The 25,757-nt window shown below is 42.7% G+C and carries 23 protein-coding genes; 11 read left to right on the plus strand and 12 right to left on the minus strand.

Annotated features, from left to right (window positions below; translation table 11 throughout):
* Positions 1 to 28: 28 nt before the first annotated feature.
* From T500_RS0110345 to mazG, 6 genes are all read right to left on the minus strand, one after another.
* A complete protein-coding gene (locus T500_RS0110345; protein WP_051612012.1) occupies positions 29 to 526 on the minus strand; it encodes an RNA polymerase sigma factor in 498 nt (165 codons plus the stop codon).
* Entirely contained in the window at positions 496 to 1,923 is a 1,428-nt protein-coding gene (locus tag T500_RS15780; protein WP_155267516.1) for a L,D-transpeptidase family protein, read from the minus strand. Before T500_RS15780 ends, T500_RS0110345 begins: the two co-directional genes overlap by 31 nt.
* 11 nt (positions 1,924 to 1,934) lie before the next feature.
* Positions 1,935 to 2,237: a T9SS type A sorting domain-containing protein gene (locus tag T500_RS0110355; protein ID WP_051612014.1), complete on the minus strand. Its 303-nt coding sequence runs from the start codon at positions 2,235 to 2,237 to the stop codon at positions 1,935 to 1,937.
* Positions 2,238 to 2,324: 87 nt separating this feature from the next.
* A complete protein-coding gene (locus T500_RS0110360) occupies positions 2,325 to 3,239 on the minus strand; it encodes a ribonuclease Z (protein WP_028908052.1) in 915 nt (304 codons plus the stop codon).
* Between the two features lie 16 nt (positions 3,240 to 3,255).
* Positions 3,256 to 3,939 (minus strand): lipocalin family protein, encoded by a 684-nt coding sequence (locus T500_RS0110365; RefSeq protein ID WP_028908053.1) that lies wholly within the window; start codon positions 3,937 to 3,939, stop codon positions 3,256 to 3,258.
* A 25-nt stretch (positions 3,940 to 3,964) separates the two neighbouring features.
* Positions 3,965 to 4,837, minus strand: a complete 873-nt coding sequence (mazG, locus tag T500_RS0110370) for a nucleoside triphosphate pyrophosphohydrolase (RefSeq protein ID WP_028908054.1) — start codon at positions 4,835 to 4,837, stop codon at positions 3,965 to 3,967.
* Positions 4,838 to 4,927: 90 nt separating this feature from the next.
* Here mazG and T500_RS0110375 point away from each other — a divergent pair, with 90 nt between their 5' ends.
* Positions 4,928 to 7,639 carry a valine--tRNA ligase gene (locus tag T500_RS0110375; protein WP_028908055.1) on the plus strand — a complete coding sequence of 904 codons (2,712 nt, stop codon included), beginning with the start codon at positions 4,928 to 4,930 and terminating at the stop codon, positions 7,637 to 7,639.
* On the opposite strand, the gene T500_RS0110380 is transcribed toward T500_RS0110375, so the two are convergent.
* The 4 genes from T500_RS0110380 to T500_RS0110395 are packed head-to-tail and all read right to left on the minus strand — an operon-like array spanning position 7,617 to position 13,786.
* On the minus strand, positions 7,617 to 9,647 hold the full coding sequence (locus T500_RS0110380; protein ID WP_028908056.1) for a protein-disulfide reductase DsbD family protein: 2,031 nt from the start codon (positions 9,645 to 9,647) through the stop codon (positions 7,617 to 7,619). The two genes, T500_RS0110375 and T500_RS0110380, sit on opposite strands and share 23 nt — an antisense overlap.
* Before the next feature lie 15 nt (positions 9,648 to 9,662).
* Entirely contained in the window at positions 9,663 to 11,855 is a 2,193-nt protein-coding gene (locus tag T500_RS0110385; RefSeq protein WP_028908057.1) for a glutamine synthetase III, read from the minus strand.
* A 42-nt stretch (positions 11,856 to 11,897) separates the two neighbouring features.
* Entirely contained in the window at positions 11,898 to 12,815 is a 918-nt protein-coding gene (locus tag T500_RS0110390) for a carbon-nitrogen hydrolase (protein ID WP_028908058.1), read from the minus strand.
* Positions 12,812 to 13,786 carry an agmatine deiminase family protein gene (locus T500_RS0110395; RefSeq protein WP_051612015.1) on the minus strand — a complete coding sequence of 325 codons (975 nt, stop codon included), beginning with the start codon at positions 13,784 to 13,786 and terminating at the stop codon, positions 12,812 to 12,814. Before T500_RS0110395 ends, T500_RS0110390 begins: the two co-directional genes overlap by 4 nt.
* 129 nt (positions 13,787 to 13,915) lie before the next feature.
* Between T500_RS0110395 and T500_RS16450 the strand changes: the two genes are divergently transcribed.
* From T500_RS16450 to T500_RS0110410, 3 genes are read left to right on the plus strand one after another with little or no spacing between them, the layout of a single operon-like run.
* A complete protein-coding gene (locus T500_RS16450) occupies positions 13,916 to 14,473 on the plus strand; it encodes an ATP-binding cassette domain-containing protein (RefSeq protein WP_196243500.1) in 558 nt (185 codons plus the stop codon).
* Positions 14,470 to 15,219, plus strand: a complete 750-nt coding sequence (locus T500_RS0110405; RefSeq protein WP_028908060.1) for an ABC transporter permease — start codon at positions 14,470 to 14,472, stop codon at positions 15,217 to 15,219. Before T500_RS16450 ends, T500_RS0110405 begins: the two co-directional genes overlap by 4 nt.
* The gene (locus tag T500_RS0110410) at positions 15,216 to 16,130 is read left to right on the plus strand and encodes a nucleotidyltransferase family protein (protein ID WP_028908061.1); all 915 of its coding nucleotides are present in this window, start codon (positions 15,216 to 15,218) and stop codon (positions 16,128 to 16,130) included. Before T500_RS0110405 ends, T500_RS0110410 begins: the two co-directional genes overlap by 4 nt.
* Here the strand turns inward: T500_RS0110410 and T500_RS0110415 are convergent.
* Complete coding sequence (locus tag T500_RS0110415) at positions 16,127 to 17,140, minus strand: acyltransferase family protein (RefSeq protein WP_028908062.1); 1,014 nt, start codon at positions 17,138 to 17,140, stop codon at positions 16,127 to 16,129. The genes T500_RS0110410 and T500_RS0110415 overlap by 4 nt on opposite strands.
* Before the next feature lie 61 nt (positions 17,141 to 17,201).
* Between T500_RS0110415 and T500_RS0110420 the strand changes: the two genes are divergently transcribed.
* From T500_RS0110420 to T500_RS15790, 7 genes are read left to right on the plus strand one after another with little or no spacing between them, the layout of a single operon-like run.
* On the plus strand, positions 17,202 to 18,221 hold the full coding sequence (locus tag T500_RS0110420) for an acyltransferase family protein (RefSeq protein ID WP_028908063.1): 1,020 nt from the start codon (positions 17,202 to 17,204) through the stop codon (positions 18,219 to 18,221).
* Between the two features lie 41 nt (positions 18,222 to 18,262).
* Positions 18,263 to 19,546, plus strand: coding sequence for a sialate O-acetylesterase (locus T500_RS0110425; protein WP_028908064.1), 1,284 nt, complete (start codon positions 18,263 to 18,265; stop codon positions 19,544 to 19,546).
* Positions 19,547 to 19,589: 43 nt separating this feature from the next.
* On the plus strand, positions 19,590 to 20,783 hold the full coding sequence (locus T500_RS0110430) for a glycosyltransferase family 4 protein (protein WP_028908065.1): 1,194 nt from the start codon (positions 19,590 to 19,592) through the stop codon (positions 20,781 to 20,783).
* Positions 20,784 to 20,800: 17 nt separating this feature from the next.
* Positions 20,801 to 21,916: a DegT/DnrJ/EryC1/StrS family aminotransferase gene (locus T500_RS0110435; RefSeq protein WP_028908066.1), complete on the plus strand. Its 1,116-nt coding sequence runs from the start codon at positions 20,801 to 20,803 to the stop codon at positions 21,914 to 21,916.
* On the plus strand, positions 21,913 to 23,190 hold the full coding sequence (locus tag T500_RS0110440) for a hypothetical protein (RefSeq protein ID WP_028908067.1): 1,278 nt from the start codon (positions 21,913 to 21,915) through the stop codon (positions 23,188 to 23,190). Before T500_RS0110435 ends, T500_RS0110440 begins: the two co-directional genes overlap by 4 nt.
* Before the next feature lie 5 nt (positions 23,191 to 23,195).
* On the plus strand, positions 23,196 to 24,437 hold the full coding sequence (locus tag T500_RS0110445) for an NAD/NADP-dependent octopine/nopaline dehydrogenase family protein (protein ID WP_036908975.1): 1,242 nt from the start codon (positions 23,196 to 23,198) through the stop codon (positions 24,435 to 24,437).
* Positions 24,421 to 25,392 (plus strand): glycosyltransferase family 2 protein, encoded by a 972-nt coding sequence (locus T500_RS15790; RefSeq protein WP_051612017.1) that lies wholly within the window; start codon positions 24,421 to 24,423, stop codon positions 25,390 to 25,392. Before T500_RS0110445 ends, T500_RS15790 begins: the two co-directional genes overlap by 17 nt.
* 157 nt (positions 25,393 to 25,549) lie before the next feature.
* Here the strand turns inward: T500_RS15790 and T500_RS17340 are convergent.
* Positions 25,550 to 25,757 (minus strand): hypothetical protein (locus T500_RS17340; RefSeq protein WP_230580891.1); only part of this gene is annotated, 208 nt, incomplete at its 5' end.

Below are 25,757 nucleotides of genomic sequence, written 5' to 3' on the forward strand. Positions count from 1 at the left end.
ATATATGACGTATTGATATTCAAATAGTTTAATCGCGCGACTTAAAAAATTCTGTAATCTTTTTCACCGCAATATGATAGGACGCTTTCAATGCTCCCTCCGACGTATCAAGCAGCTGACTGATGTCGCTGTATTTCATCTCCTCAAAGTATCGCAACTGGAACACCGTACGCTGCACATCGGGTAACTGAGACACAGCCTGCTGCAGCATGGCCTCGGTCTCGTTACCATCAAAATAGTCATCGGCCAGCAGCGAGTTGGCAACCGACAAATCATCAGAGGTAGCTGAGCCCAGGTGTTTATTGCGACGCAGGAAGTCGAGACTCTCGTTGATAGCTATTCTCGACAGCCAGGTAGAAATCTTCGACTCGCCATGAAAATTATCAAAGCCATTCCATGCTTTCAGAAAAGTATTCTGAAGCACGTCGTTGGCATCGTCGTGGGTAAGCACGATGCGACGTATCTGCCAGTACAGCTGTTCGCTATATTCGCGTACTATCGACTCGAACTCCCTTCGCTTATCCATTTTAATTCTTTACTGATGACCTTATCAAATCCATACAGATCGGGCCAGTAATCGATGGCACCTGTTTTAGGATTCGGGAAGGTGGTATAATATAATATGTATAAAGGCACGTGCGGTTTTACGGCATGATATGATATCAAGCGATATGGATGCGGCGCATCGGCATGCTTGTGCAGCCACTCACGACCACGATCGGTTATCGGCGGAATATCCATGGAGATACGAAGACTCTCACGTGTCCATTCATCTACATCAGACAACAGGAAGCAAGCCAGTTCAAAAGGCTTCTGCACACGGACACAACCATGCGACAGAGTGCGACGATCGCGCTGGAAAGCACTGCGGTTATTGGTATCGTGCAAATAAATCGAGAAATCATTGGGGAAACGGAATACGATGCGCCCCAGAGAGTTACCCACACCACCCTTCTGACTGACGCGCAGTTTACCAGAAAGCAAAGCATTAGCCCCCACACTGGAAACATTCAGCGTATCACCCGATTCCTTATCGATAATAGAATAACGGTTGCGGGCAAAGTAAGCCGAATCGCCTGCATGATGCACCACTTCGGTCTTTACGATATTCTGTGGAATCACCCACTCAGGGTTTACTTGCATGTAGCTGATAGCACTATGCAGCAACGGTGTTTTAGTAGGCACAGCGCCACAACAGATACGCATATCGAGCACACTATCTGTACCTATCGCCCACAAGTGCTGAGCTGGGATATTCACCAATATCTGACGTTTGATATCCTTGGGGTGCTCTATCTTCCAGCGACAACGCTCCATGTTCACTGCTAACTGATGACGTTTATCAGCATCGGTCGTTCGATCCATTTCACGCAGCAGTGCCTTATAAATATAGGTATCAGGCGCAGAAGAAACGAGGAAATCCAAACGATCGCTTTCTGTCATCTTCTTAGCCGCTACACTTGTATCAGGCAAAGCCGGATCATAATCAAACACACGTGCAAAAATACCTGGATTACCCACCTTGGGATCCATACGATTAAACACACGTGGTTTCATAAAACCATATCGCTGGCCAGTAGCATAACGGATATATGCCTTGGACAGATGGGCATCCAAACGAGGGAGTACCTCGTTGATACTCACACCAACAGAATCGAATAACAGCTGATGAACTATCTCTAAATCCTTGGCTATCTCGGGGACATAGAAAGCAGCCGTATCCAAACCATTTCGAGGCAGTTCCCGACGCAGATAAGCCAGAACAGAATCAGCATCTGCCGACACCCCCATCCTATCAAACCAAGCACCTGTAACCGTACTGTCTAACTGATTGACATATTCACCAAAAGCGGAACGTTCAGCCTCAGAAAGTTCTTGGTTTCCATGACCGAAGCAGGAAACCAGTATCAAACAGATACTCAACAAACCGAAACTTATCGGATGGATACCTTGCGAACTACTTTTCCTACTCTTAATATGTAACACCCTTTAGAAAGATTAAGTTCCACACGCTGAACGGGGGCATCAATCTCATATTCAGCCACCAATCTACCTGTTAATGATACCACTTCAAGCTTTTTTCCCTGAGCACCACTTACAGTTACAGTATGCCCTTCGACCGCTATCGATGTTTCATCGAATTGTGCCGAAGAAGCCGGATCCATCAGCATTCCAGTAGCCAAAACAGGGGCTGCCAGAAGGAACAATATGGTTGATATGAGTAGAATTCTCCGCATAAGCAATCTATCTATAATCGGGGCAAAGATAGACAAATCTTCCGAAATGAACAAATTTTCGGCTAAAAAAGTAGCTTTAGGAACCCTTTATACATCGAAAACATCCATTTCGTTAGTCAAAAAACTATTCTCGAACACCTCTTTGGCCTGATTCAACAATACCGTTTCGTCCTCATATCGCGAGCTATAATGCCCCAACAACAACTTGCCAGCACCAGCATCGCGAGCCACCATAGCCGCCTGTCGGGCTGTGGAGTGGCAATACTTCTCGGCCTGAGGTAAATGGTCGTCGCCATAAGTACTCTCATGATAAAGGGTGCTCACCCCCTTCACCTGTTGCCAGAGGTCAGGAATATAGCGGGTATCCGATAGGTAGGCATAGCTGCGAGCAGGATCGGCAGGTATAACCAGTCGCTCGTTGGGAATCACGTCACCATCGGGCGTTGTCCAATCTGCCCCACATTTTATATTGTTGACCTGCGAATTAGGAATCTGATAGGCATCCATCATATCACGACGGATATGGGGCTGCGATGGTTTCTCGCTAATCAGATAACCACAACAAGGCATACGGTGAATCAACGGGATACTCTCAACAGTGATGCTACGATCCTCGTACACCACCTGACGCTGTGTGGTATCAACAGGATAGAATACCACCTCGTAACCTAAGTCGTGGGTATAGAACTTGAGCTGTCGGTCCAATTCCTCTCCAAGTTCTTTGGGAGCATGAACATGCAACTTAGCTGTACGTCCTAACAAACCGAACGTGGAAATCATGCCAATCAGTCCGAAACAGTGATCGCCATGCAGATGGGTGATAAACACATGACTGAGTTTGTTAAATCGCACCCTGCACTTTCGCAACTGCATCTGCGTGCCTTCAGCACAATCAAGCATCAATACCTTCTCGCGCACCTCAACCACCTGCGACGAAGCATTATGGCGGAGTGTGGGCAGCGCACTGCCACAACCTAATATATGGACTTTAAATGGTTCCAAATCGCAATAATTATGTTTACAATTTCATATATTCATCCTGATGTTCCTCCAGCTTCAAGCCATGAAGATCAGGCTCTGGTTTCTCACGCCAACGGCTGTATTCCATCGTTTCCTCCTCATCCTGAGGCTTACCAATGGTTTTATAGACAAGCGTGTCGGCCGATAGTTTCAAAATATCAAAGTAGTTAGTCTCCTCGGCCTCACCACCACCTTCACGGATAGAAGTAATCTCCAGTTTTCCATTAAAGATACGCCAGGTACGATAAGTAATGTTAGTCATCTCAATCGACTCAGCCACACCACCCTCTTTGATACGTATACCAATCTCATCACTACCATCCAGCGGATCGGGCATCACCCAGTCGCCCAACAGCAGGTTGATATTGATTACCTCAGTAGCCTCGGTCTGCTTTTTGTTAGTCATCACCGCCAAGCGATCGCCCACTCTTACAGAGCCTAACATCTTATGGTTTTCAAGAGCCGGCGTGATATCAAGCGTCAGCGTATCGCCGACATCAGTTATCACCTTCAACTGGGATGTAGAAGGAACCGCGCCACAGAGACCATAGAGTGTATGGTCACGAATCTGATCATACGCATCCACCGTATCCTCTTCACGCTCAGCCTGATGCGTGTTACCACCACAGCTCAACATCATCATAGCGGCCATCGCCACACTCAGAAAAACCAACTTTTTCATTTGACTATTTGACAATTTAATGATTTTACAATTCTACTTTCTTCGCTTCATTCCAGAGGGCATCCATCTCACCTAAGGTCATATCCTTGAGTGGTTTACCAATCTTAATGCTATGCGCCTCGATATAGTTAAACCGATTGATAAACTTTCGGTTTGTCTTTTCAAGGGCATTATCAGGGTTCAGCTTATACAGTCGGGCTGCATTAATCACACTGAACAAGAAGTCACCCAACTCCTCAGTTGATTTTTCTTTATCTTCCTTATTCAGTTCCACCTCCAATTCAGCCAGTTCCTCATGTACTTTTTTCCATACATCCTGACGGTCTTCCCAATCAAAGCCCACATTACGTGCCTTATCCTGTATGCGATAAGCCTTAATGAGTGATGGCAGAGCATCGGGCACACCTGAGAGAACCGATTCGTTGCCATCTTTCTCCTTCAGCTTAATCTGCTCCCAGTTTTCTAGAACTTGAGTTACGCTAGATACTCTAGCCGGGCTAGCTTCGCTAGACTGGCTTGAATCGCTAGTTTCGCTAGGAATATATGGCAGTGGTTTGGGATTCTCGGCCTCAATCTGTGAAGGATGATAAACATGGGGATGGCGGGTTATCATCTTACGAGTAAGGGCATTACATACGTCGGCCATATCAAACTGCTCTTTCTCCTCAGCAATCTTGGCATAGAAACAGATGTGCAGTAACACATCGCCTAATTCTTTACAAATATCGGGAATATCGTTCTTGATGAGTGCATCGCAGAGCTCATAAGTCTCTTCGATGGTATTGGGGCGAAGACTCTCGTTTGTTTGCTTTTTGTCCCATGGACAATTTGCTCTTAACGCTTCTAAAACGTCAAGAAAACGACCGAAAGCCTGCATTTTTTCTTCTTTTGTATGCATAAAACTATCTTTTTCCGTGCAAAAGTACTAATATTAATTGGAAATTTAGTAATTTTGCAGCGATTTTTGCAAAATATTAAAATATTATATATGGAATTAGCTAGCAAATACGACCCAAAAGAGGTCGAATCGAAATGGTATCAGTACTGGGAGAACAACAAATTCTTCGCGAGCAAGATTGACAAAAAGCGTCAACCTTTTACAATTGTAATTCCACCACCTAACGTAACAGGGGTTCTTCACATGGGCCACATGCTAAATAACACTATCCAAGATATCTTAGTGCGTCGTGCCCGTATGAATGGGTTAAATGCATGCTGGGTACCAGGTACCGACCATGCTTCTATTGCTACCGAGGCTAAGGTAGTGAAGAAACTCGCCGGCGAGGGTATCAAGAAGCGCGATCTGACCCGTGAGCAGTTCCTGAAGCACGCTTGGGATTGGACTGATGAGCACGGTGGCATCATCCTGAAGCAGTTGCGACACTTGGGTGCTAGCTGCGATTGGGACCGTACCGCATTCACTATGGACGAGACACGCAGCAAGAGCGTCATCAAAGTATTTGTTGATCTCTATAACAAAGGCCTCATCTACCGCGGTCTTCGTATGGTAAACTGGGACCCCAAGGCTTTGACAGCACTTTCAACCGAAGAGGTGATCTATAAAGAGGAGAAGAGCCACTTGTTCCATTTGAAGTACTATGTGGATGGGCTTGATAAGCTAGAGAACCTAGAAGCTCTAGAGGCTGAAGGCAATATCATTCACAAGGATGAGAAGGGCTACTATGCCGTAGTTGCTACAACACGTCCTGAGACCATCATGGGTGATACCGCTATGTGTATCAACCCTAAGGACGCCAAGAACCAGTGGCTGAAAGGCCGTAAGGTGATTGTACCTCTGGTTAACCGTGTGATTCCTGTGATTGAGGACCGTTATGTAGATATCGAGTTTGGTACCGGTTGTTTGAAGGTAACCCCTGCACACGATACCAACGACTATATGCTGGGTAAGACTCACAATCTGGAGACCATCGACATCTTTAATCCCGATGGAACCATTTCTGAGCAGAGTCCACTTTACGTAGGCATGGACCGCATGGACTGCCGCAAGCAGATTTCGAAAGATCTGCAGGAGGCTGGATTGATGGAGCGCATTGAGGACTATATTAATAAGGTAGGTTACTCAGAGCGTAACCCTGACACCGCTATCGAGCCACGTCTCTCACTGCAGTGGTTCCTGAAGATGCAGCACTTTGCCGACATCGCTCTGCCACCTGTCATGAACGACGAAATAAGATTCTATCCAGAGAAATATAAGAACACCTATAAGAACTGGTTGGAGAATATCCAGGACTGGTGTATCTCTCGTCAGTTGTGGTGGGGACATCGTATTCCTGCCTACTACTACAACGAAGAGAAGTTTGTTGTAGCCGAGACTGCAGAGGAGGCTTTGGAGCTGGCTCGCAAGGAGAGCGGCAATGCCAACCTGCAGATGAGCGATCTGAAGCAGGACGAGGATGCCCTCGACACCTGGTTCTCATCATGGCTGTGGCCTATCTCGCTGTTCGATGGTATCAACAACCGTGGCAACGAGGAGATTAAGTACTACTACCCCACCAGCGTATTGGTAACTGGTCCGGATATCATCTTCTTCTGGGTAGCACGTATGATTATGGCTGGTGAGGAGTATATGGGTACCTTCCCATTCAAGAACGTTTACTTCACTGGTATCGTTCGCGATAAACTGGGTCGTAAGATGTCTAAGTCACTCGGTAACTCACCCGATCCTATCGAGCTGATTGAGAAGTTCGGTGCCGATGGTGTACGTATGGGTATGATGCTCTCTGCACCTGCAGGTAACGATATTCTGTTCGACGAGGCACTGTGCGAGCAGGGACGTAACTTCAACAATAAGATTTGGAACGCCTTCCGTTTGGTAAAGGGCTGGAAGGTTGCTGATATCGAGCAGACTGAGGCTAGTAAGATTGCCACGAAGTGGTTCGAAGGCGCTCTAAAATTTGTATATCAGGAACTTGATGATTTATTTGAGAAGTATCGCATCAGCGAAGCTCTGATGGCTGTTTATAAGCTGTTCTGGGATGAGTTCTCAAGCTGGTATCTGGAGATGGTTAAGCCCGCCTATATCAATGGTGAGCCTCAGCCTATCGACAAGGCTACTTACGATAAGACCCTCGAGTTCTTCGAGATTCTGTTGAAGATGTTGCACCCATTCATGCCATTCATCACCGAGGAGTTGTGGCAGCACCTTTACGATCGCAAAGACGGCGAAAGCATCATGCATACAGAACTCAAACTTGACACACCATCAGTAGATGATTCAATAATTCGCAAAAATATTGAGAACGTAAAGCAGATTGTATCAGGTGTTCGTATGGTTCGCAATCAGAAGAACATCGCTCCTAAGGAGCAGCTAGACCTACAGGTTGTTGGCAAGAACGACTATGCAGAGTTTGATGCAGTAACCATCAAGATGGCCAACCTGAAGAGTATCAACGTAGTTACCGAGAAGGATGCCACCGCATCTGCCTTCATGGTAGGTACCGATGAGTTTGCAGTACCTGTTGGTGATATGATTGATGTTGAGGCCGAGATTGCCAAGATGGAGGCTCAGTTGCAGCACCTCGAAGGTTTCCTGGCTGGTGTAAAGAAGAAGCTCAGCAACGAGCGCTTCGTAGCCAATGCCCCTGAGGCTGTGGTTGCACTGGAGCGCAAGAAGCAGAGTGACTCTGAAGAGAAGATTGCTTCCCTAAAAGAAAGTATCAACGCGCTTCGCGCGCGTTGATACCTTTCTTTAGGAAATCGATATAACCTTGAATATCCTCATCGTATGAACGGCTGCCCGCTAACGGGTGGCCTTCTTCGTTTAAGAGCACGTAGAACGGCTGGGCATTTGCACCGAATTTCACACGCTGCAAATAGCTCCACTTATCACCGACTGTACGTAAGGTACGTTTCTGTCCGTTCTCCTCTACCTCGATAGGTGTAGCAAGCGGCGTCTTATCATCCACATACAATGAAATAAGGATATACTTATTATTCAGGATATCAGCAACCTGTGGATCGCTCCAGACAGCCGCCTCCATCTTACGACAGTTGACACAACCGAATCCAGTAAAGTCGATAACCACAGGCTTATGCTCTGCCTTAGCTGCAGCCATACCCTGCTCATAATCCTTATATTTGGCCTCGGTCACCGTCTTCTGCAGATTAAAATCCTGTGTACTCATAGGTGGTGCGAAAGCAGAGATGGCTTTCAACGGCGCTCCCCACAAACCAGGAATCATATAAATGGCGAATGCCAACGATGCCATGGCCAGGAAGAACTGTGGCACATTGGTACGATGCTGATCATCGTCGTGCGGGAACTTGAGCCAGCCCAACAAGTAAGCACCAAGCAAACCAAAGATGACAATCCACAACGACAGGAACACCTCACGGTCAAGGATATGCCAACCGTATGCCAAGTCAGCCACGCTCAAGAATTTAAGTGCGAAAGCCAGCTCGATGAAGCCCAAGGTTACCTTGATGGCATTCATCCAGCCACCCGATTTGGGTGCCGACTTCAACAACGAGGGGAACATGGCAAAGAGGGTGAAAGGAATAGCCAATGCTATGGCGAATCCCAACATACCGATGGTTGGTGCCACAATACTACCCTGTGTAGATACAGCCACCAACAGGAAACCGATGATAGGACCGGTACATGAGAAAGACACCAAAGCCAAGGTGAACGCCATCAGGAAGATGCTCAACAAACCAGTGGTACTTTCGGACTTCTCATCAATCTTTGTTGACCACGACGCAGGCAAAGTGATTTCGAAGGCACCTAAGAACGAAGCTGCGAAGACAACCAACAACAGACAGAAGAAGATATTGAATACCGCATTAGTAGCCAAAGCATTAAGCGCACTGGCACCAAACAGCAAGGTGACAGCCAAACCTAACAGCACGTAGATAACTACGATGCTTGCACCATAAGTAGTGGCCTCGCGGATGGCTTTAGCACGATCTTTATTACGTTTGAGGAAGAAAGATACCGTCATAGGAATGATAGGCCACACGCAAGGTGTGAACAAAGCGATGAAACCGCCCAGTAATCCCTCAATAAAAATCAGCCACAGAGCCATATTCTCGGTAGGAGCCGTATTGCCATTGAAAGCCTGCAGTTCTGAAACAACAGGTGCCCACAGATCAGTGGTGGCCAGGCTATCGCTGCCTGCTAGGCTATCGCTGCCGATTTCGGCAGCTAAGCTAGAATCTCTAGCCGAACTAGATGGGCTAGTAGTGCTAGCTTCAGCAGCTGGAGTCAGCTGCTGCTCTGGCTGATTTTCAGCCAGAGAACTAGTACCAGCTGCTTTCAGCTGAACCTCGGATGGAGGCAGACAAGCCTGATCGTTGCAGGCGCCATATTCTATATAGCAGTCAATATCATACTTGGCTTTGGTAAACTTAATCTTCTGCACAAAGGTCACAGCCTGTTCAAAGTAGCGGACCTCCATCTCAAAGAGTTTATCAAACTGCTTGATTTCCTTACCACGAGCCTGCAATTTTCCCACAGGTTCGGCACCATCCATCTTGACCTTATGGAACGATGCCGAAATAGGGCCATCGTTACCCAAGCCTGTAGAATAGACATGCCAGCCAGCATCAATCGTTGCCTTAAATACCAGTTCAGCCTCACCATTCTTCAAGTCCTTCATCTGAGTGGTGAAGTGTACTGGATCCATCATCTGGGCCTTGGCCGCTACGAAAGCAACCAAGAGCACCAGTATAGTTAAGAGTTTCTTCATTTTTGTGCGAAATATTTATCTGATAAACAACAACTCACGGTACTTGGGCAATGACCACAGACCGTCCTCAACAATCATCTCCAGATGGTCAATCTCGTAACGGATGGCATCCATCTTAGGACAAACGGTATCATAATAGCTCATGGCACGCTCGTGGATGTTATAGATGCGATTAGCCACACGACGAGCCTCGGTCAGGTCATCCACCAACTGCTCAATACGCTCAGTACGCTCTGCAATCTCCTTAATCAGTTTCATATTACGGGCAGACAAACGCTCAGCCTCAGCCTTTGCAAACACATCCTTCATACCCTGTACATTCTTAATGAGCTGACTCTGATAGTGTGTGCTCACTGGGATGATATGGTTCATCGACAAATCGCCCATCACACGGGCCTCAATCTGTACGGTCTTCACGTATGTCTCCCACTTCACCTCGTTACGAGCCTCAAGCTCCTTGCGGTTCATCACCTTCACCGACTCGAACATCTTTACGCTGTCCTTATCCAGATAATGCTCGATAATCTTTGGTGTAGATTTCTCGACATCCAAACCACGCTTGGCAGCCTCAGCCACCCACTCATCGCTATAGCCATTACCATCAAAACGGATAGGCTTACAGGTCTTAATGTCCTCACGCAGGATATCAACAATAGCCGAAAGCTTGCTCTCACCTTTGGCAATACGCTTATCCACACGATGCTTGAAGTTCTGCAAAGCCTCAGCTACAGCAGAGTTCAGCGCAATCATAGCCGATGCACAGTTGGCTGAAGAACCAGGTGCACGGAACTCGAAGCGGTTACCTGTAAACGCAAATGGCGACGTACGGTTACGGTCGGTATTATCAATAATCAGATCAGGAATCTGTGGAATATCAATCTCCATACCCTGCTTACCCTTAATGGTAAAGAGGTCGTCCTTATCCGAAAGTTCAATATGATCGAGCAACTCTGTGAGCTGTTTTCCCAAGAATGAGCTGATAATAGCAGGGGGAGCCTCGTTACCACCCAGACGATGTGCATTGGTGGCACTGACGATTGAAGCCTTCAGCAGTCCGTTATGCTTATATACACCCATCAAGGTCTCGACAATGAAGGTGACAAAGCGCAGATTCTCCTCTGGTGTTTTACCAGGCGCATGGAGCAGCACACCACTATCGGTAGAAAGACTCCAGTTATTGTGCTTACCGCTACCATTGATACCATCGAAAGGCTTTTCGTGCAGCAATACACGGAAGCCATGCTTGCGAGCTACCTTCTTCATCAGCGACATCAGCAGCATGTTATGGTCGACAGCCAGATTACACTCCTCGAAGATAGGTGCCAACTCAAACTGGTTAGGTGCCACCTCGTTATGACGGGTCTTACAAGGAATAGCCAACTCGAGTGCCTGAATTTCCAAATCCTTCATGAAAGCCTGCACACGATCGGGAATGGTTCCAAAATAGTGGTCGTCCATCTGCTGGTTCTTGGCACTCTCATGGCCCATCAGGGTACGACCAGTAAGCATCAGGTCGGGACGTGCCGAATACAAGCCCTCATCAACCAGGAAATACTCCTGCTCCCAACCCAAGTTTACCTGAACCTTGGCCACATCATTGTAGAAATACTGGCACACATCGGTAGCAGCCTTGTTAACAGCATGCAGCGAACGGAGCAATGGTGCCTTATAATCGAGCGCCTCACCAGTATAAGCAATAAAGATAGTGGGAATACAGAGTGTATCGTCGATGATAAATACAGGCGATGTAGGATCCCAGGCAGAATAACCACGTGCCTCGAAGGTATTACGAATACCACCATTAGGGAAGCTTGAGGCATCAGGCTCCTGCTGAACCAGCAGCTTTCCGCTGAAGTTCTCAACCATACCACCTTTACCATCATGCTCCACAAAAGCATCGTGTTTCTCGGCAGTACCCTCGGTTAATGGCTGGAACCAGTGCGTATAATGGGTAGCTCCCATTTCCTGTGCCCATTTCTTCATACCTTCGGCCACTTCGTCGGCAATCGAACGGTCCAAACGGGCGCCATTGTCTATCACATCAATCAGTTTGTTGTACACCGTAATGGGCAGATACTTATACATCTTCTCACGGGTGAACACATACTTACCGAAATACTCTGAGGGACGCTCTGCAGGCGTTTTTACCTCTACAGCTTTTTTCTTAAAAGCCTCTTCTACAACCTGGAATCTAAGTTGATTTGACATAGTCTTATATAATTTATCTTTTTACCTTTTACAATCCTACCTTTAATCGATGAAACGCTTCGTGATGTCGCCATAAGCATCGATACGACGATCACGCAAGAACGGCCACCAGCGACGCACCTGTTCAGAGCGATCCATATCCATCTCAACTACGATACTCTCCTCGTCATCTGTTGAGGCCTCGTAGATAATCTCACCCTGAGGACCTGCAACAAACGAGGTTCCCCAGAACTGAATGCCAGCTGTCTGACCAGAAGGATCTGGTATTCCCGAGCCTTGCTCGCCTACCCGTAGCCTTTCAAAACCTACACGATTAACAGCAACTACTGGCAATCCGTTAGCCACGGCATGACCACGCATCACAGTCTGCCAAGCCATACGCTGACGCTGCTGTTCTTCGGGGGTATCATTATCGGCATAGCCAATAGCTGTAGGATAGATGAGCATCTCGGCACCCTGCATCGCCATCAGACGGGCAGCTTCAGGATACCACTGGTCCCAACATACCAATACACCTAATTTTCCCACTGAGGTCTGGATAGGATGGAATCCCAAGTCACCAGGCGTGAAGTAGAACTTCTCGTAATAAGCAGGATCATCGGGAATATGCATCTTACGATACTTACCAACAATCTCACCATTACTCTCGATAACCACAGCGGTGTTATGGTATAAACCAGGTGCACGTTTCTCGAACAACGAGGCTACGATAACAACACCACATTTCTTGGCTAACTCACAGTATAACTTGGTAGATGGACCAGGAATAGTCTCGGCCAGATCAAACAAGTCCACATCTTCTGTCTGACAGAAGTAAAGCGTATTATGCAACTCCTGCAGTACAATAAGTTGTGCACCACGTTTTGCCAGATCGGTGATACCCTCACCCAACCTCAGGATATTGTCCTTGGTGTCAGCAGTATTATGCTGCTGCAAAAAACCTACTCTTAACTCTCTCATAATTTGGGGTATTGCATGGTGCAGCAATGGAGCGAACCATGCTGCTTAATGATACTTCTACAATCTATACCTACAACCTCCCTACCCTCGTGAGCTTCACCGATCAGTCGCAGAGCCTCAGCATCAAGATCGGGCTGGTTATAAGTGGGCACTAATACAGCGCCATTCATAATTAAATAATTTGCATAGGTAGCAGGCAGACGCTCACCTTCGTCAAAGATAGCTCGTGGCATAGGCAGTTTTACCAACTTGTAAGGTTTACCTGCCATGGTACGGAAGGTCTTAAGCTGCTCTTCCATCTTCTTCAAATCCTCGTAGTGCTCATCAGTCTCATCATCGCACCCTATATATAATAAGGTGTCGTTAGGTGCGATACGAACCAACGTATCGATATGCCCATCGGTATCATCACCTACCAGATGACCATAATCAATCCAAAGCACACGCTCTGCGCAAAGATCATGCTTCAATCTGGCTTCGATTTCAGCTTTCGTCATCGGCTGATTACGATGAGGCGCCAACAAGCAACATGAGGTAGTAAAAATGGTACCCTGACCATCGCTCTCAATCGAGCCACCCTCGAGCACAAAGTCCAGACAATCCACGTATTCACCTTTAACCTTACCCTCATTATAGATACGGCGATTAATGGCATTATCTAACTCAGACTCAAACTTTTCGCCCCAACCATTAAAGCAGAAATCCAACAAGCGAGCGTTACCCTGGTCATCAACCAATGTGATGAAACCATGGTCACGAGCCCATGTGTCATTAGAAGGTTCGCCAACAACTAACAACGTCTCACGTTTTGATATTTCGCGGGCCATTTCTTCGTAAGTCTCAGTGATTTCATCGAGCATGGGTGCCCAGTCTGTTTTTGCATGCGGCCAAGTTAGCTGCACCATTGATTGTGGCTCCCATTCTGCAGGCAGTCGCCACTGTTTTGTTGCGTTATTTTTTTCTATGCTCATAATTTTGGCGCAAAGTTACAAAAAAATGAGTAATAACTGATGGCATGATGAGATTTTTTTGTATTTTTGCACAAACAATTTAATATGTTAGAGGTTAAAGACGCGACAATAGCTGTTTCGGGAAAGGTTTTGGTCAAGAACCTGTCCTTCATTGCGGACGATGGAAAAATCACTTGCATCACGGGCCCAGAAGGCTCAGGCAAGACCACTTTTCTGCGTACGCTGATGGGATTTCTGCCTGTTACAGAAGGATTTGTGAGTGTTGACGGAGAACTGCTAACGGTACAATCAGCACCAGCCTTCCGCAAGATGATGTGCTATCTGCCTCAGAATATCCATCTGCTACGTAACCAACTTTACCTACCGCAGCCCACACAAGCAGAGCCTGATGAGTATGGGGTTTGGAATGGCGAGTTACCATCGGCAGCAGAAATACCAGAGACAGAGCCGCTATCACCAGAAGAGGTGCTCCGTTTAGCTGAGGCTACCGTAGCAGAAGCTACCGACAAGCCAATTTTAGTAGCTGACGAACCGGCCTCACACCTCTCGCCAAAGCTAACGCCCCAGATGCTACAGTTGCTACAACAGCAAGCAGCGCAAGGTAAATGCGTTTTAATTGCCAGTCGCAATCCTCAACTCATAGCATACGCCCATCATGTAATTGATTTAAACCAGTTTCAGATATGACAACAACATTGATTCTACATACCATTTTAGCACTACTGCTACTTATCTTGCCTTTTGGGGCACTTTATTTGTTAGACCGCCCTACCATGAAACCACTCGCTGTGGCATTGACGAAAGGATTTGTGCAGTTACTCATCTTTTCGATAATTGCATGGGGGGTATATAAGGTAGATAACCTCTGGCTATCGATTGGATGGTTATTGGTAATGACTGTATGGACAGGATTTCTGGTTATCAACAAATGCAAACTTGCCATCGCAAGTTATCTATTCCCAGCCAGTGTTGGACTTTTTGTTGGCGTGCTATTGATTGGACTATGGCTATTAGTAGCAGTTCTACCTATTGATCATATAACAGTCCGTTGGTTTATACCCGTCATGGCGGTACTATTGGGACATTCGGCAGCTATGTTGGTAAGAGGACTAGGCAATTTTGTAATGATGTTGCAGCGCAATCGTGGGCAATATGATTTCATGTTAGGTAATGGCGCCTCACAATGGCAAGCTCTGATACCTTTTATGCGTTCCAGTCTGTTGGCCATCTTGTCGCCTACGATCGCCAACCTGTCTGCATTAGCATTAGCCTCTCTACCACTACTGTTCTGTGGTATGCTCTTGGGCGGTTTTACCCCCATCAATGCTTTTGCCATCATGCTTTATGCTGTACTGGGATGTATCGCATCATCGGTATTGTCATTAGGTATCACAGTGGTTATCATTAAGTACTTCAATCTATTTGCAGCATGAGAAAACTATTTTTCGAGTTAATGCAGGTTTCTGTGGGTCAGCTGGATTGTGTAAGCCGATTTCCTGAGCCCGATGAGTGGAAGAAACTTTTTGAACTGGCAAAGAACCAAGCAGTAGCAGGTATCTGTTATCATGGCGTAACCAAGCTATTCGATTTCGGTCTGGTGGCTCCACAAGAACTATCACTCGACTGGATGGCTGAAGCAGAGGATATCAAAGAACAGAATCGCGGCAGGAGTCGCAGACTGGTTACGTTACAAGAAGAACTACACGCACATCATCTACGTTCATCAGTCATAACAGGCCCCGGCTTGGTTCGTTTCTATGATCGAGAACTCCAACCACTACGCTATACCAAAGGTGTTGACCTTTATGTTTTCGGCTACAAAAATCAGGTTGACCTGAACCAATGGGCCGACATCAATGTACGCATATACACCGAACTGCGTGCAGGCAAATCATCCCAACGCAACACCCGACTTGAGAAATGGATGTTGCAGAACAACGACCTGATGTTTCGCAAGGCTGGTGAACTGACAGTACCCTCGCATGCTATGACGATTGTTCTTCAGATAGTTCATCTGTATAACCTGTTTCTTGAAAAAGGCATTCAGATGCGCAACCTGATGGATCTGTTCTATGTACTCCGCTTTGGTGATGGCAGAAGTAAACTGTTCCAATTCTCGCAGACTACGATTGATGGGGAGATTAAAGAATTAGGATTGACGCGTTTTTCACAAGGTATCATGTGGTTGATGAAAGAAATCTTTAATTTGGACACGAACCACATGCCCGTTGAGCCATTGGAGGAAGAAGGCCTGTTTATTCTAGGCGTGATGATGGGTGACGGTTTTACCTTCCATAACTGGTGGCACAAACTTTGGCATTACACCTGGCATAACCTAACTTAGGCCGTTTTATCGTACTTTACCCCAAACAGATAATGCCCCAAGAAAGGACTGAGGCGAATAACATAGCTGGCAGCCAACGTTAGCACCAGCACAACGAGTGATACAGCCATAATGTAGCAGAACTCAATAAGCCTACTATTGTAGGTTGCCAATTGAGGCGCATAAGCCATCAAAAAGCGTGGCAAAAAGAAGAAATGCAGCAGATAGACATCCAATGTTCTGGTGCCAACATATTGCAAGGGCTTAGAAATATGCCATTTCCTAAGCCAAGAAGCAGACAAGCGGAAGAATGTAAACACCATAATCATACCGGTGATGCCTCCACCATAGAATCTGAACATCTCGAACAGCAGATGATCATGATGCGATGTAGAAGCAATCAAGAAAAACGCTACAGTTATCAGCCCTATCACAATAGGTTTGCTCGTCCATCGAATAAAGGCATCAAAGTGACGTCTTATCCATGTTCCTAAAAAGAAGAATATGAAAAAACGCCAGGTGATAACACTCAAGAATCCAAGAAAGTCCATAACCATCAACAGCCATTCATCTGCCGACGTTCGAATACTATAATAATAACGTGAATAGATAAAAGAAGCCAAGGTTAGTGCAATCGCAAATATGGGAGTCAACCTCCTACTAGCCCTAACCATCAGCATATAGAGAATAAAAAACTCAAATAATGCAAAAGTAAACCAATATCCGCCTTTAACCGCACCCAACTGATGAAAAAACCCTGGTGGTGGTGCCAAAATCAGCAGGAATATAAAGGTTGGCAACAGTTGAACCATTGCTTTATGCTTAGCCACTTCTTTAAACGGTCGTTGGGCCACAGACTCAAACAACCACCCACTAATCATAAAAAAACAAGGCAATCGAAATAGGATAAACACTGCATTATAGCCCATCCTTGAATCCCCCAAACAGAAATGACACACATGTGCAAACACTACGAGAATCATCGTAAATCCTCGCATCGCATCAATGTATTCAATCCTTTGTTTTGCCATATTCTGTGCAAAATTACGAAAAAGAATTCACAATATGGATATTTTTTCGTAATTTTGCAACATGAACCGAATTAATTGGATAGATTGGGCAAAAGCATTCTGCATGACGGTAGTGGTATTCTGCCACCTACCCCAACAAGAAGACACCTTTTATCTGCAATATCTAGCCTCAGTTATCCTCTCCACGTTCTTCTTTGTATCAGGTTTTCTCAAGAAGAAAAACCTAACAATCAAAGAGTCAGCCAAGAAATATGGCTATGCCCTCTTAATACCTTATATTATATATAATGTAATATATTACCCCTATTGGGCAGCCAAATTCTACATAGAGCATGGAAGTATAACATTTACTGATGCTCTCAAACCAATAGCGGGTACGTTATTGGGGCAACTAAACAGCAGCTTCTCCTGCGAGCTCAACGGTGTAACTTGGTTCTTGATAGCTCTTTTCATCATGCACATCCTGACAGATGTACTCAATAAGAACAAACACGGCAAAACCATCATGCTGATACTTTCCGTCATCACCATGATCCTCTATGGCGCCAACAAGTATTATCACTACGCCCCATATATCACCTATCACGGACTGATACGTTGCCTATGTTTCTTCTTCATGGGCAACCTCTTCCAACAGAAAGGTTTTCTCCAAGCACTAAATCTACGAAAAGATGTAATAATCGGAACCTCTACCCTACTTCTCAGCCTCATCTTATTCTACTGGCATATCAACGAAGACAGATTCGTACTCCACATCATATTATATTATGTGGTAAACTTCGTATCAGTATACGCATTCATATACCTATCAAAATCGCTCAACAACATCAAGAGCCGCATCATCACCCTCATCTCCATCGGCACCATGCTTATCTTCGGCTTACACCGAATAATGATTGGAGTAATAGACTATATAATAGAAAAAGCAATAGGTATTTCAAACATCACTTACGATTGGTACGAATGCCTTATTATAGTACTCGTGATACAAATCGTACTACTACCCATTATCATCTATCAAAGCAAATGGCCATTATTATTTGGGAAAAAGCATAACTTCTATCAAAAAAAAGCATTATAATTTGGAATTTATAAAAAAAAAATGTATCTTTGCCCCAAAAGATGAGTCAAAAAAAAATAATTATTACAATCTGTATTCTTATAGTTTGCATCAGTACGATTTCTTATGTATTCTATAATCTATCAGAACCGGAACTCAAAGGACATAAAACGGTTCTTTGCATTCCTGTATACGGCCAAAGCCTCGCATTAGGAGAAGAAGCTACAAGAATAACAGATTTTGACTCTCTTAGAACGAAATACAATGGCAGAATAATTACAGAAAATCTTAATTACAATTTTGGCTATTTTGACCATAGTAGCGAGTTCAAAGAAAAAATCAAAGAGATTATTCATTACCAGCGAAAGGCTTATGAGCTATCCGTTTATGGAATGGCAGAAGAATTAGCTTCTCAATTCGGGAATGACACGCTTATTTGTATCTTTCCTGGAGGTCACGGCATGACTAGAATTGAAGGGCTTATAAAGCCCAGCGCTCCTTATAAAAAATTCATAGAGGAGATTGAACGAGCATATAAAAAATCAAAAGAAAGAGGATGGAATTTTTATGTACCAGCTATTTGCTGGATGCAAGGCGAATCAGATATTGTCGATTACACACAAGATACATATAAGAAGTATTTCATGCAATTTCTCAAGGACATCAATAATGATATAAAATCAATAACAAAACAACAAGAATACATAAGAATTATTAGTTATCAAACAAATGCAATAACCAAAGGAAAAAAATTCAAAAGCAATAATTTCCTTTCTTTAGAGTCATGCGTTCCTGAGACCCAAAGATTACTAGTATTGAAAGATACACTGATATGGGCTAGTGGACCGACATACCCATATTCTTTTGTAAATGAGAATATTCACATTAATGCTTTAGGGCAAAAGTGTATTGGCACACTAGCTGCGAAATCAATTCTTGGTATAATAAGAGGAGAAAAAAGAAATATTGGGCTTCAACCAACAGATATAACTATTTCCAACAATGATATTATAATTAATTTTAACGTTCCAATCCCCCCGTTGCATTTTGACACCACAACTGTATCAAAAGCAACGAATTATGGGTTTAGTGTTATTACTCCTAATAACAAAAACATTTTAAAAGCAGTTAAACTTAATGAAAAATCTATCACAATTAATTGCTCGACTTCCCCTAAAGGATGTCGTATTCGATATGCCATCAATGGTAATTTTATGCAAAGCGGCAACAAAAATGGGCCAAGAGGAAATCTAAGAGACTCTCAAGGAGAGATACTTCAAACAATAATTAATGACAACATCATCAAACTTCACAATTGGTGTTTTCAGTTTGATATTAAAATCTGATTAATAGTTCACATTCCCAAACCAAAATATTATTACAATATACATGAAAGAGAAAAAAGACAACAAACGACCTATTAGGGTTATGTACGTATACCACCATCTGGCAATAGTTGGAGGCATAGAGCGTGTACTTACAGACAAAATGAACTACTTATCAGATAATGGCTTTGTTGTCTCACTTATTACATATGAACAAGGAAGCCACCCCATAGCATTTCATTTAAGCAAAGAAATCATTCATACAGATTTAAATACAAGATTTTTCCCTCTTGATAATTATCCTCTAATTATTAGATTAATAAAGAAATTCAAAACAAAATTGCTATTACAACATCGGCTACAAGTACAAGTAAACAGTTTTCGCCCAGATATAATTGTAGTCATAGCCGGCGACATTAGGACATGTGACATTTTAAACAAAATAAAAACTTCTGCTAAAAAAATAGCAGAATCTCATACCAATATCAAATACACAATGTCTGATCCTAGTAAAAGAAATGGAATATTATCTTTATTGATCAACAAATTATATATAGAATATCAATGTAGAAAAATACGAAAAATGGATATGCTTGTCACACTAACTGACGGGAGTGCAAAAGAATGGAGAAAATATACCAAGAATATTACTGTCATTCCTAATCCATTAACACTATACCCGACAGAAATAAACACTAAAAAAGAATTCTCAAATCGAATTATCTCAGTGGGACGTTTTGATTATCAAAAAGGGTTTGACATTCTCGTCAAAGCATTTACTATTATTGCAGACAAATGTCCAAATTGGTCTTTAGAGATATTTGGAGAAGGCAATGACAAAACGAGAATTAAAAATATGATTAGTTATAACAATCTTGAGAATCGAATCCACTTACACCCTGCATCTTCCACTATTTACGAAGAATACAAAAAAAGTGATTTTTATGTAATGAGTTCAAGATATGAAGGGTTTGGCTTGGTGCTTATCGAAGCTATGTCATGTGGATTGCCCTGTATATCATTCAGGTGCAAACACGGACCGGAAGATATTATTACTAACGACATTGATGGAATACTAGTTAAGGATGGAGATTATAACGAATTAGCTGAAACAATACTTTGGCTTTGTAATCATCCCACCCAAATATTAGAAATGAGTTGTGCTGCTAGAGAAAAAGCTCAAAAATACAAGAAAGAGAATATTATGCCTTTATGGATTAAGCTATTTCATAAATTATCGGAGCCTTCCCACCAATAATTAAACAATTTTAAACAATGAAAAAGATAATTACAGTTACATCTCCCCTATTACCGAATTTAGATGAATTTCAAGGTTCACTAAAGGATATATGGGAAAAAAAATGGATTACCAATAATGGTTCATATCACCAAAAATTTGAGGAAGCTTTAGCAGAATACCTAAAAGTCCCCTATGTTAGCCTATTTACCAATGGCACTTTGCCATTGATTACAGCACTGCAGGCATTAAGGATTACAGGTGAAGTAATTACAACACCATATAGTTTTGTAGCTACCACTCATGCCTTATGGTGGAATGGTATAAAACCAGTATTTGTTGACATCGATCCTAATAATGGATGTATTGATTCTAACAAGATTGAAGCAGCCATCACACCAAAAACTACAGCAATTATGCCTGTTCATGTCTATGGCACACCATGCAACACAAATGACATTCAAGATATTGCTGACAAATATGGTCTAAAAGTCATCTATGATGCTGCTCATGCATTTGGTGTAGAGGTTAAAGGAAAGAGTATTCTTAATGCAGGAGATTTATCTACACTTAGTTTTCATGCAACAAAAGTATTCAATACCGTTGAGGGGGGGGCAATCATCATGCATGATGAAAAAACGAAACAACGTATTGATTATCTAAAGAATTTTGGATTTGCTAGCGAAGTAGAAGTTGTCGCTCCTGGCATTAACTCCAAGATAGATGAAATACGATGTGCATATGGTTTATTAAACCTAAAACAAATTGATGCAGCAATTGAAGCTCGCCATCAAGTTTACATCAAGTACCACAATGCACTCAAGGAGGTAAATGGTATTAATATATGGGATTCAAGCCCTGGAGTGAAACATAATTATTCATATTTCCCTATTTTTGTAGATGCAGAGAAATATGGAATGACTCGTGATGAACTCTATTTCAAAATGCGAAATGACAATATCTATGGACGACGTTATTTTTATCCATTAATTAGTACCTTCTCTACATATCGCGGACTTCCAAGTGCAAGTAAAGAAAACCTACCGATAGCTACCAAGATGGCAGATGAAGTTATTTGCCTACCCATGCATCACGCATTAAGTGATGATGATATTCAAAGAGTAATTAGATGCATTAAAAAAAATCACAAATGAGGTTTGACGAAGAATTGAAAGGAAAAAAACTCCTGATATTGGCTGGAGCTGATGTCCATATCAAAGTTGTTAATGCCGCGAAAGAACTAGGGGTATACACAATCGTTACAGATTTTTTATCCCCTCAAGATTCACCCGCAAAACAAATTGCAGATGAATTCTGGATGCTAGACATTAAAGACACTAATGGAATTGTTGAAAGATGTAGAAAGGAAGGTATCGATGGTGTTCTTACATTTTGTATTGACCCCGCGCAAATCCCATATCAACAGATCTGTGAGAAATTGAATCTTCCCTGTTATGGAACAAAAAAACAATTTGAAATATTAACAAATAAACGCTTGTTCAAGCAATATTGTATAAAACATGGCATTGATGTTATACCAGAGTATTCCATAAAAGATGCTTATGAAGGAAAAATAGCTTTCCCCGTACTGGTAAAACCAACAGACAGTCGCGGTTCAAGAGGACAGACTGTTTGTTATTCACAAAACGATATTGCACATGCCATAGACGTTGCAAGAAAAGAATCTAAAGATAGCGGCGTCATTATTGAACATTATATGCTTGGCAAGCAAGACATGTCTTTTGCTTATATTGTGATAAACAAAGAACCGTATTTATTAAAAATTGGAGATAGATTATTAGGAAAAGTAGAAGACAATCTAGAAAGACAACAAATTGCAACTATTCTTCCTTCTCGCCATATAAAACAATATCGACGCGAGATAGAACCCAAAGTAATTAAAATGATAAAATCATTAGATATCACATTTGGTGCTGTTTTCTTACAAGGATTCTGGAATGATGATCGCGTATATATGTACGATCCAGGTTTAAGATTCCCTGGATCAGATTTTGACGTAGTTATGAAAAACGCAACAGGATTTGACAATATGAAATCCTTTGTTCGTTTCGCACTCACTGGAGATGTATGCAGCCAATATGGAAATCCAAGAAATGCCTGTGAGTTGAATGGCAGATTATGCGTAATACTTTCGGTATCTTGTCGACCTGGTAAAATTGCAGAATTAAACGGTATGGATATTATTAAAGCAAATCCACATGTCCTTTCTGCAAGTTTACGCCATCATGTTAATGATATTGTACCATCCTCTGGTGATATTCAGCAACGAGTTGCTGAATTTGTTGCAATCCTCCCAAATAGAACTTCTATAGAAACATTTTTATCTTTTGTATACGATAATCTGACTATTCTTGACGAAGATGGAAAGGATATGATTATATCAAAAATTAGTAACAATCAATTATAACAAACATGAAAAGAGACCTATCTTATCTAGCCACATGCCCTATTGCTGTTTTAGGAGCAGGGGCCGTGGGTAAAACATTAGCCGCCGACTGCAAATTAGCAGGTCGCGAAGTACGTCTATATTCACGCAGTAAAAAATCTATTGCATTAGTAGAAAGGACAGGTATCCTCATGGATGGCATTCAAAGAAACCTATATGGTTTTGAGCGTTCTGGTCGAGCATATTTGGATATCGTCACAAATAACATGGCAGAAGCAGTCAAAGGAGCGAAATTAATTCTAATGTCCGTTCCAGCTTTGGCTCATGAAGATTATTTGAAGAAACTAGTTCCTCTATTAGAAGATGGAATGATCATTCATACTTTTCCAGACAATTACGCAAGCCTTCTTCTTCGGAAATTCATGCGAGAATCTGGTTGTACCAAAGATGTTATCATTGGAGGATGGGGAAGTGCGCCTTACGGCACACGCATTGAAAAGATTCAAGGCTTTTGGACAAACCATGTTGGGATCAAATACCGAGCCATTTCTTTACGTGGCGCATGCCTTCCGATGAGTGACATGGATGACTTCATTGAAAGTGGGAAGTATCTGCCATGTATGGATTCCGTTTATACAGGGAATGGTCCAGAAAGAGGCGACACAATGCTTGACATTGGTTTCTCTAATGTTAATCCCGTTATTCATGTTCCGGCATCATTATTAGGGGTTTCAAGCATGGAAAACTGGTCGCTCGTATATGGGAATGCCCCAGACAGCTATTCGATGTATTCGCATGGACTCTGCCCATCTATTTGTCGTGTTCAATACCAATTTTATCAAGAAGAAGTTAGTATAGCAAAAGCCATTGGGATAGACTACCCGAGATATAGCTATGACATGTTTTTCTCACGCCGATCTATTCTTACACAAGAATATATGGGGCTAGATGAAAATGGGAAAGACAATGTCATCTTCCCACTTGACAAACCATGTGATGAAGGCAATACAGGACCAAATAACATCAACCATCGTTATATAACAGAAGACATTCCTGTTGGTTGTAAAATTTATCATGATTTAGGAGTAAAATTCGGGGTACCAACACCTATCATCGATTCAATGATTGTTCTTGGTGGTGCAATGCATGAAAAAAGTTTCTTTTCTGAAACAAAATACAATCTCGATTACATAGGCATTGGTCATATGAATAAAGAACAAATACATAACTATTTATATAAAGGCAATTACAATGAAAAATCAAATTGAAGAAAAGCCTCTTGTTAGCATTGTATGCGATGTTTTTAATCATGAGCATTTTCTGCACGATTGTCTTAATGGCATTTTAATCCAGGAAGTTGATTTTGATTATGAGATATTGATACATGACGATGCTTCAACCGATAGCTCACCAAGTATAATCAAAGATTATCTAAAGAGATATCCCAATCTCTTTAAACCAATATTTCAAACAACAAATCAATATTCAAAAGGTATTGGCATTTGGAAAACCATTCAACTTCCTCGAGCAAAAGGAAAATACATTGCATTATGTGAAGGAGATGATTATTGGACAGATAAGCATAAGTTGCAAAAACAGGTTGACTTTCTTGAAAGTAATCCAGATTATTCTATGTGCTTTCACAATGCCATTGAGCATTTCGAAGACAACAGCAGAGAAGATCACCTTTTTTCAGATATTGAAGACCGAGATTATTCAGGGTTAGAAATCTATGAGAAATGGCAAGTTCCCACTGCTTCCGTAGTAATTAGGAAAAATGTACTTGAAAGTGAAACATATCACAGGCTGTTTTTTGAGAACAATTTACTATGTGGAGACATTCCTCTTTTTCTTTCTGCGTCTAGTTGTGGAAAGATTCGAGGTTTGAAGGATATCATGAGCGTATATAGAAGACAGATAACTGGTGCCACAGCTAAACCTTTTTTCGAAAAGGAGACTACACAACTAAAACTGGCTAAAATGTCTTTTGACATTGCATCAGTTATGGGAAAAGAGTATTTGGCAAGAGCAGAAAAAAATTATCTCCTCATATATCTTAGACTATTTAGGCTTTCCAAAGAAGCTGGAAAGCCTAAATGGGAATATCTTTGGAAAGCATTTTTCAAATACCCCAAAAACATATTTAGATTTTCTTTTTCTAATCATAATAGATATATAAAATTGATATCAAGAATCATATTTACAAGATATAACACCAAATGATTATACTCTCAATTTAGATAAAACGGAGCATGTCCCCCCACTAAAAACAGTCAAATCCGTTCAGTTCTGGAGCTGAAAAAGGCCAAAAACAGGCCTAAAAAACGGAGCATATCCGTTCAATTTGGCAAAAATCGACAGAAAAACGGAGTAAATCCGTTCACCTGTAAAGCCAATTAGGCGAAAGCAAGCGGGAGCGACCTGAAAACGGAGCATGTCCGTTCACTTCCCAAAATACAAAAGCCTGATATTCAGCTCCAAGCGACTTAAAAACGGAGCAAATCCGTTCACATTTGTCACCTGCGACAAAAACGGACCATATCCGTTCACTTGTCTGACAAGTTTTTCCTACCTTTGCGTCAAAGAAT

This window comes from Xylanibacter ruminicola Ga6B6, from assembly GCF_000687715.1.
GTDB classification, from domain to species: Bacteria; Bacteroidota; Bacteroidia; order Bacteroidales; family Bacteroidaceae; genus Prevotella; species Prevotella ruminicola_B.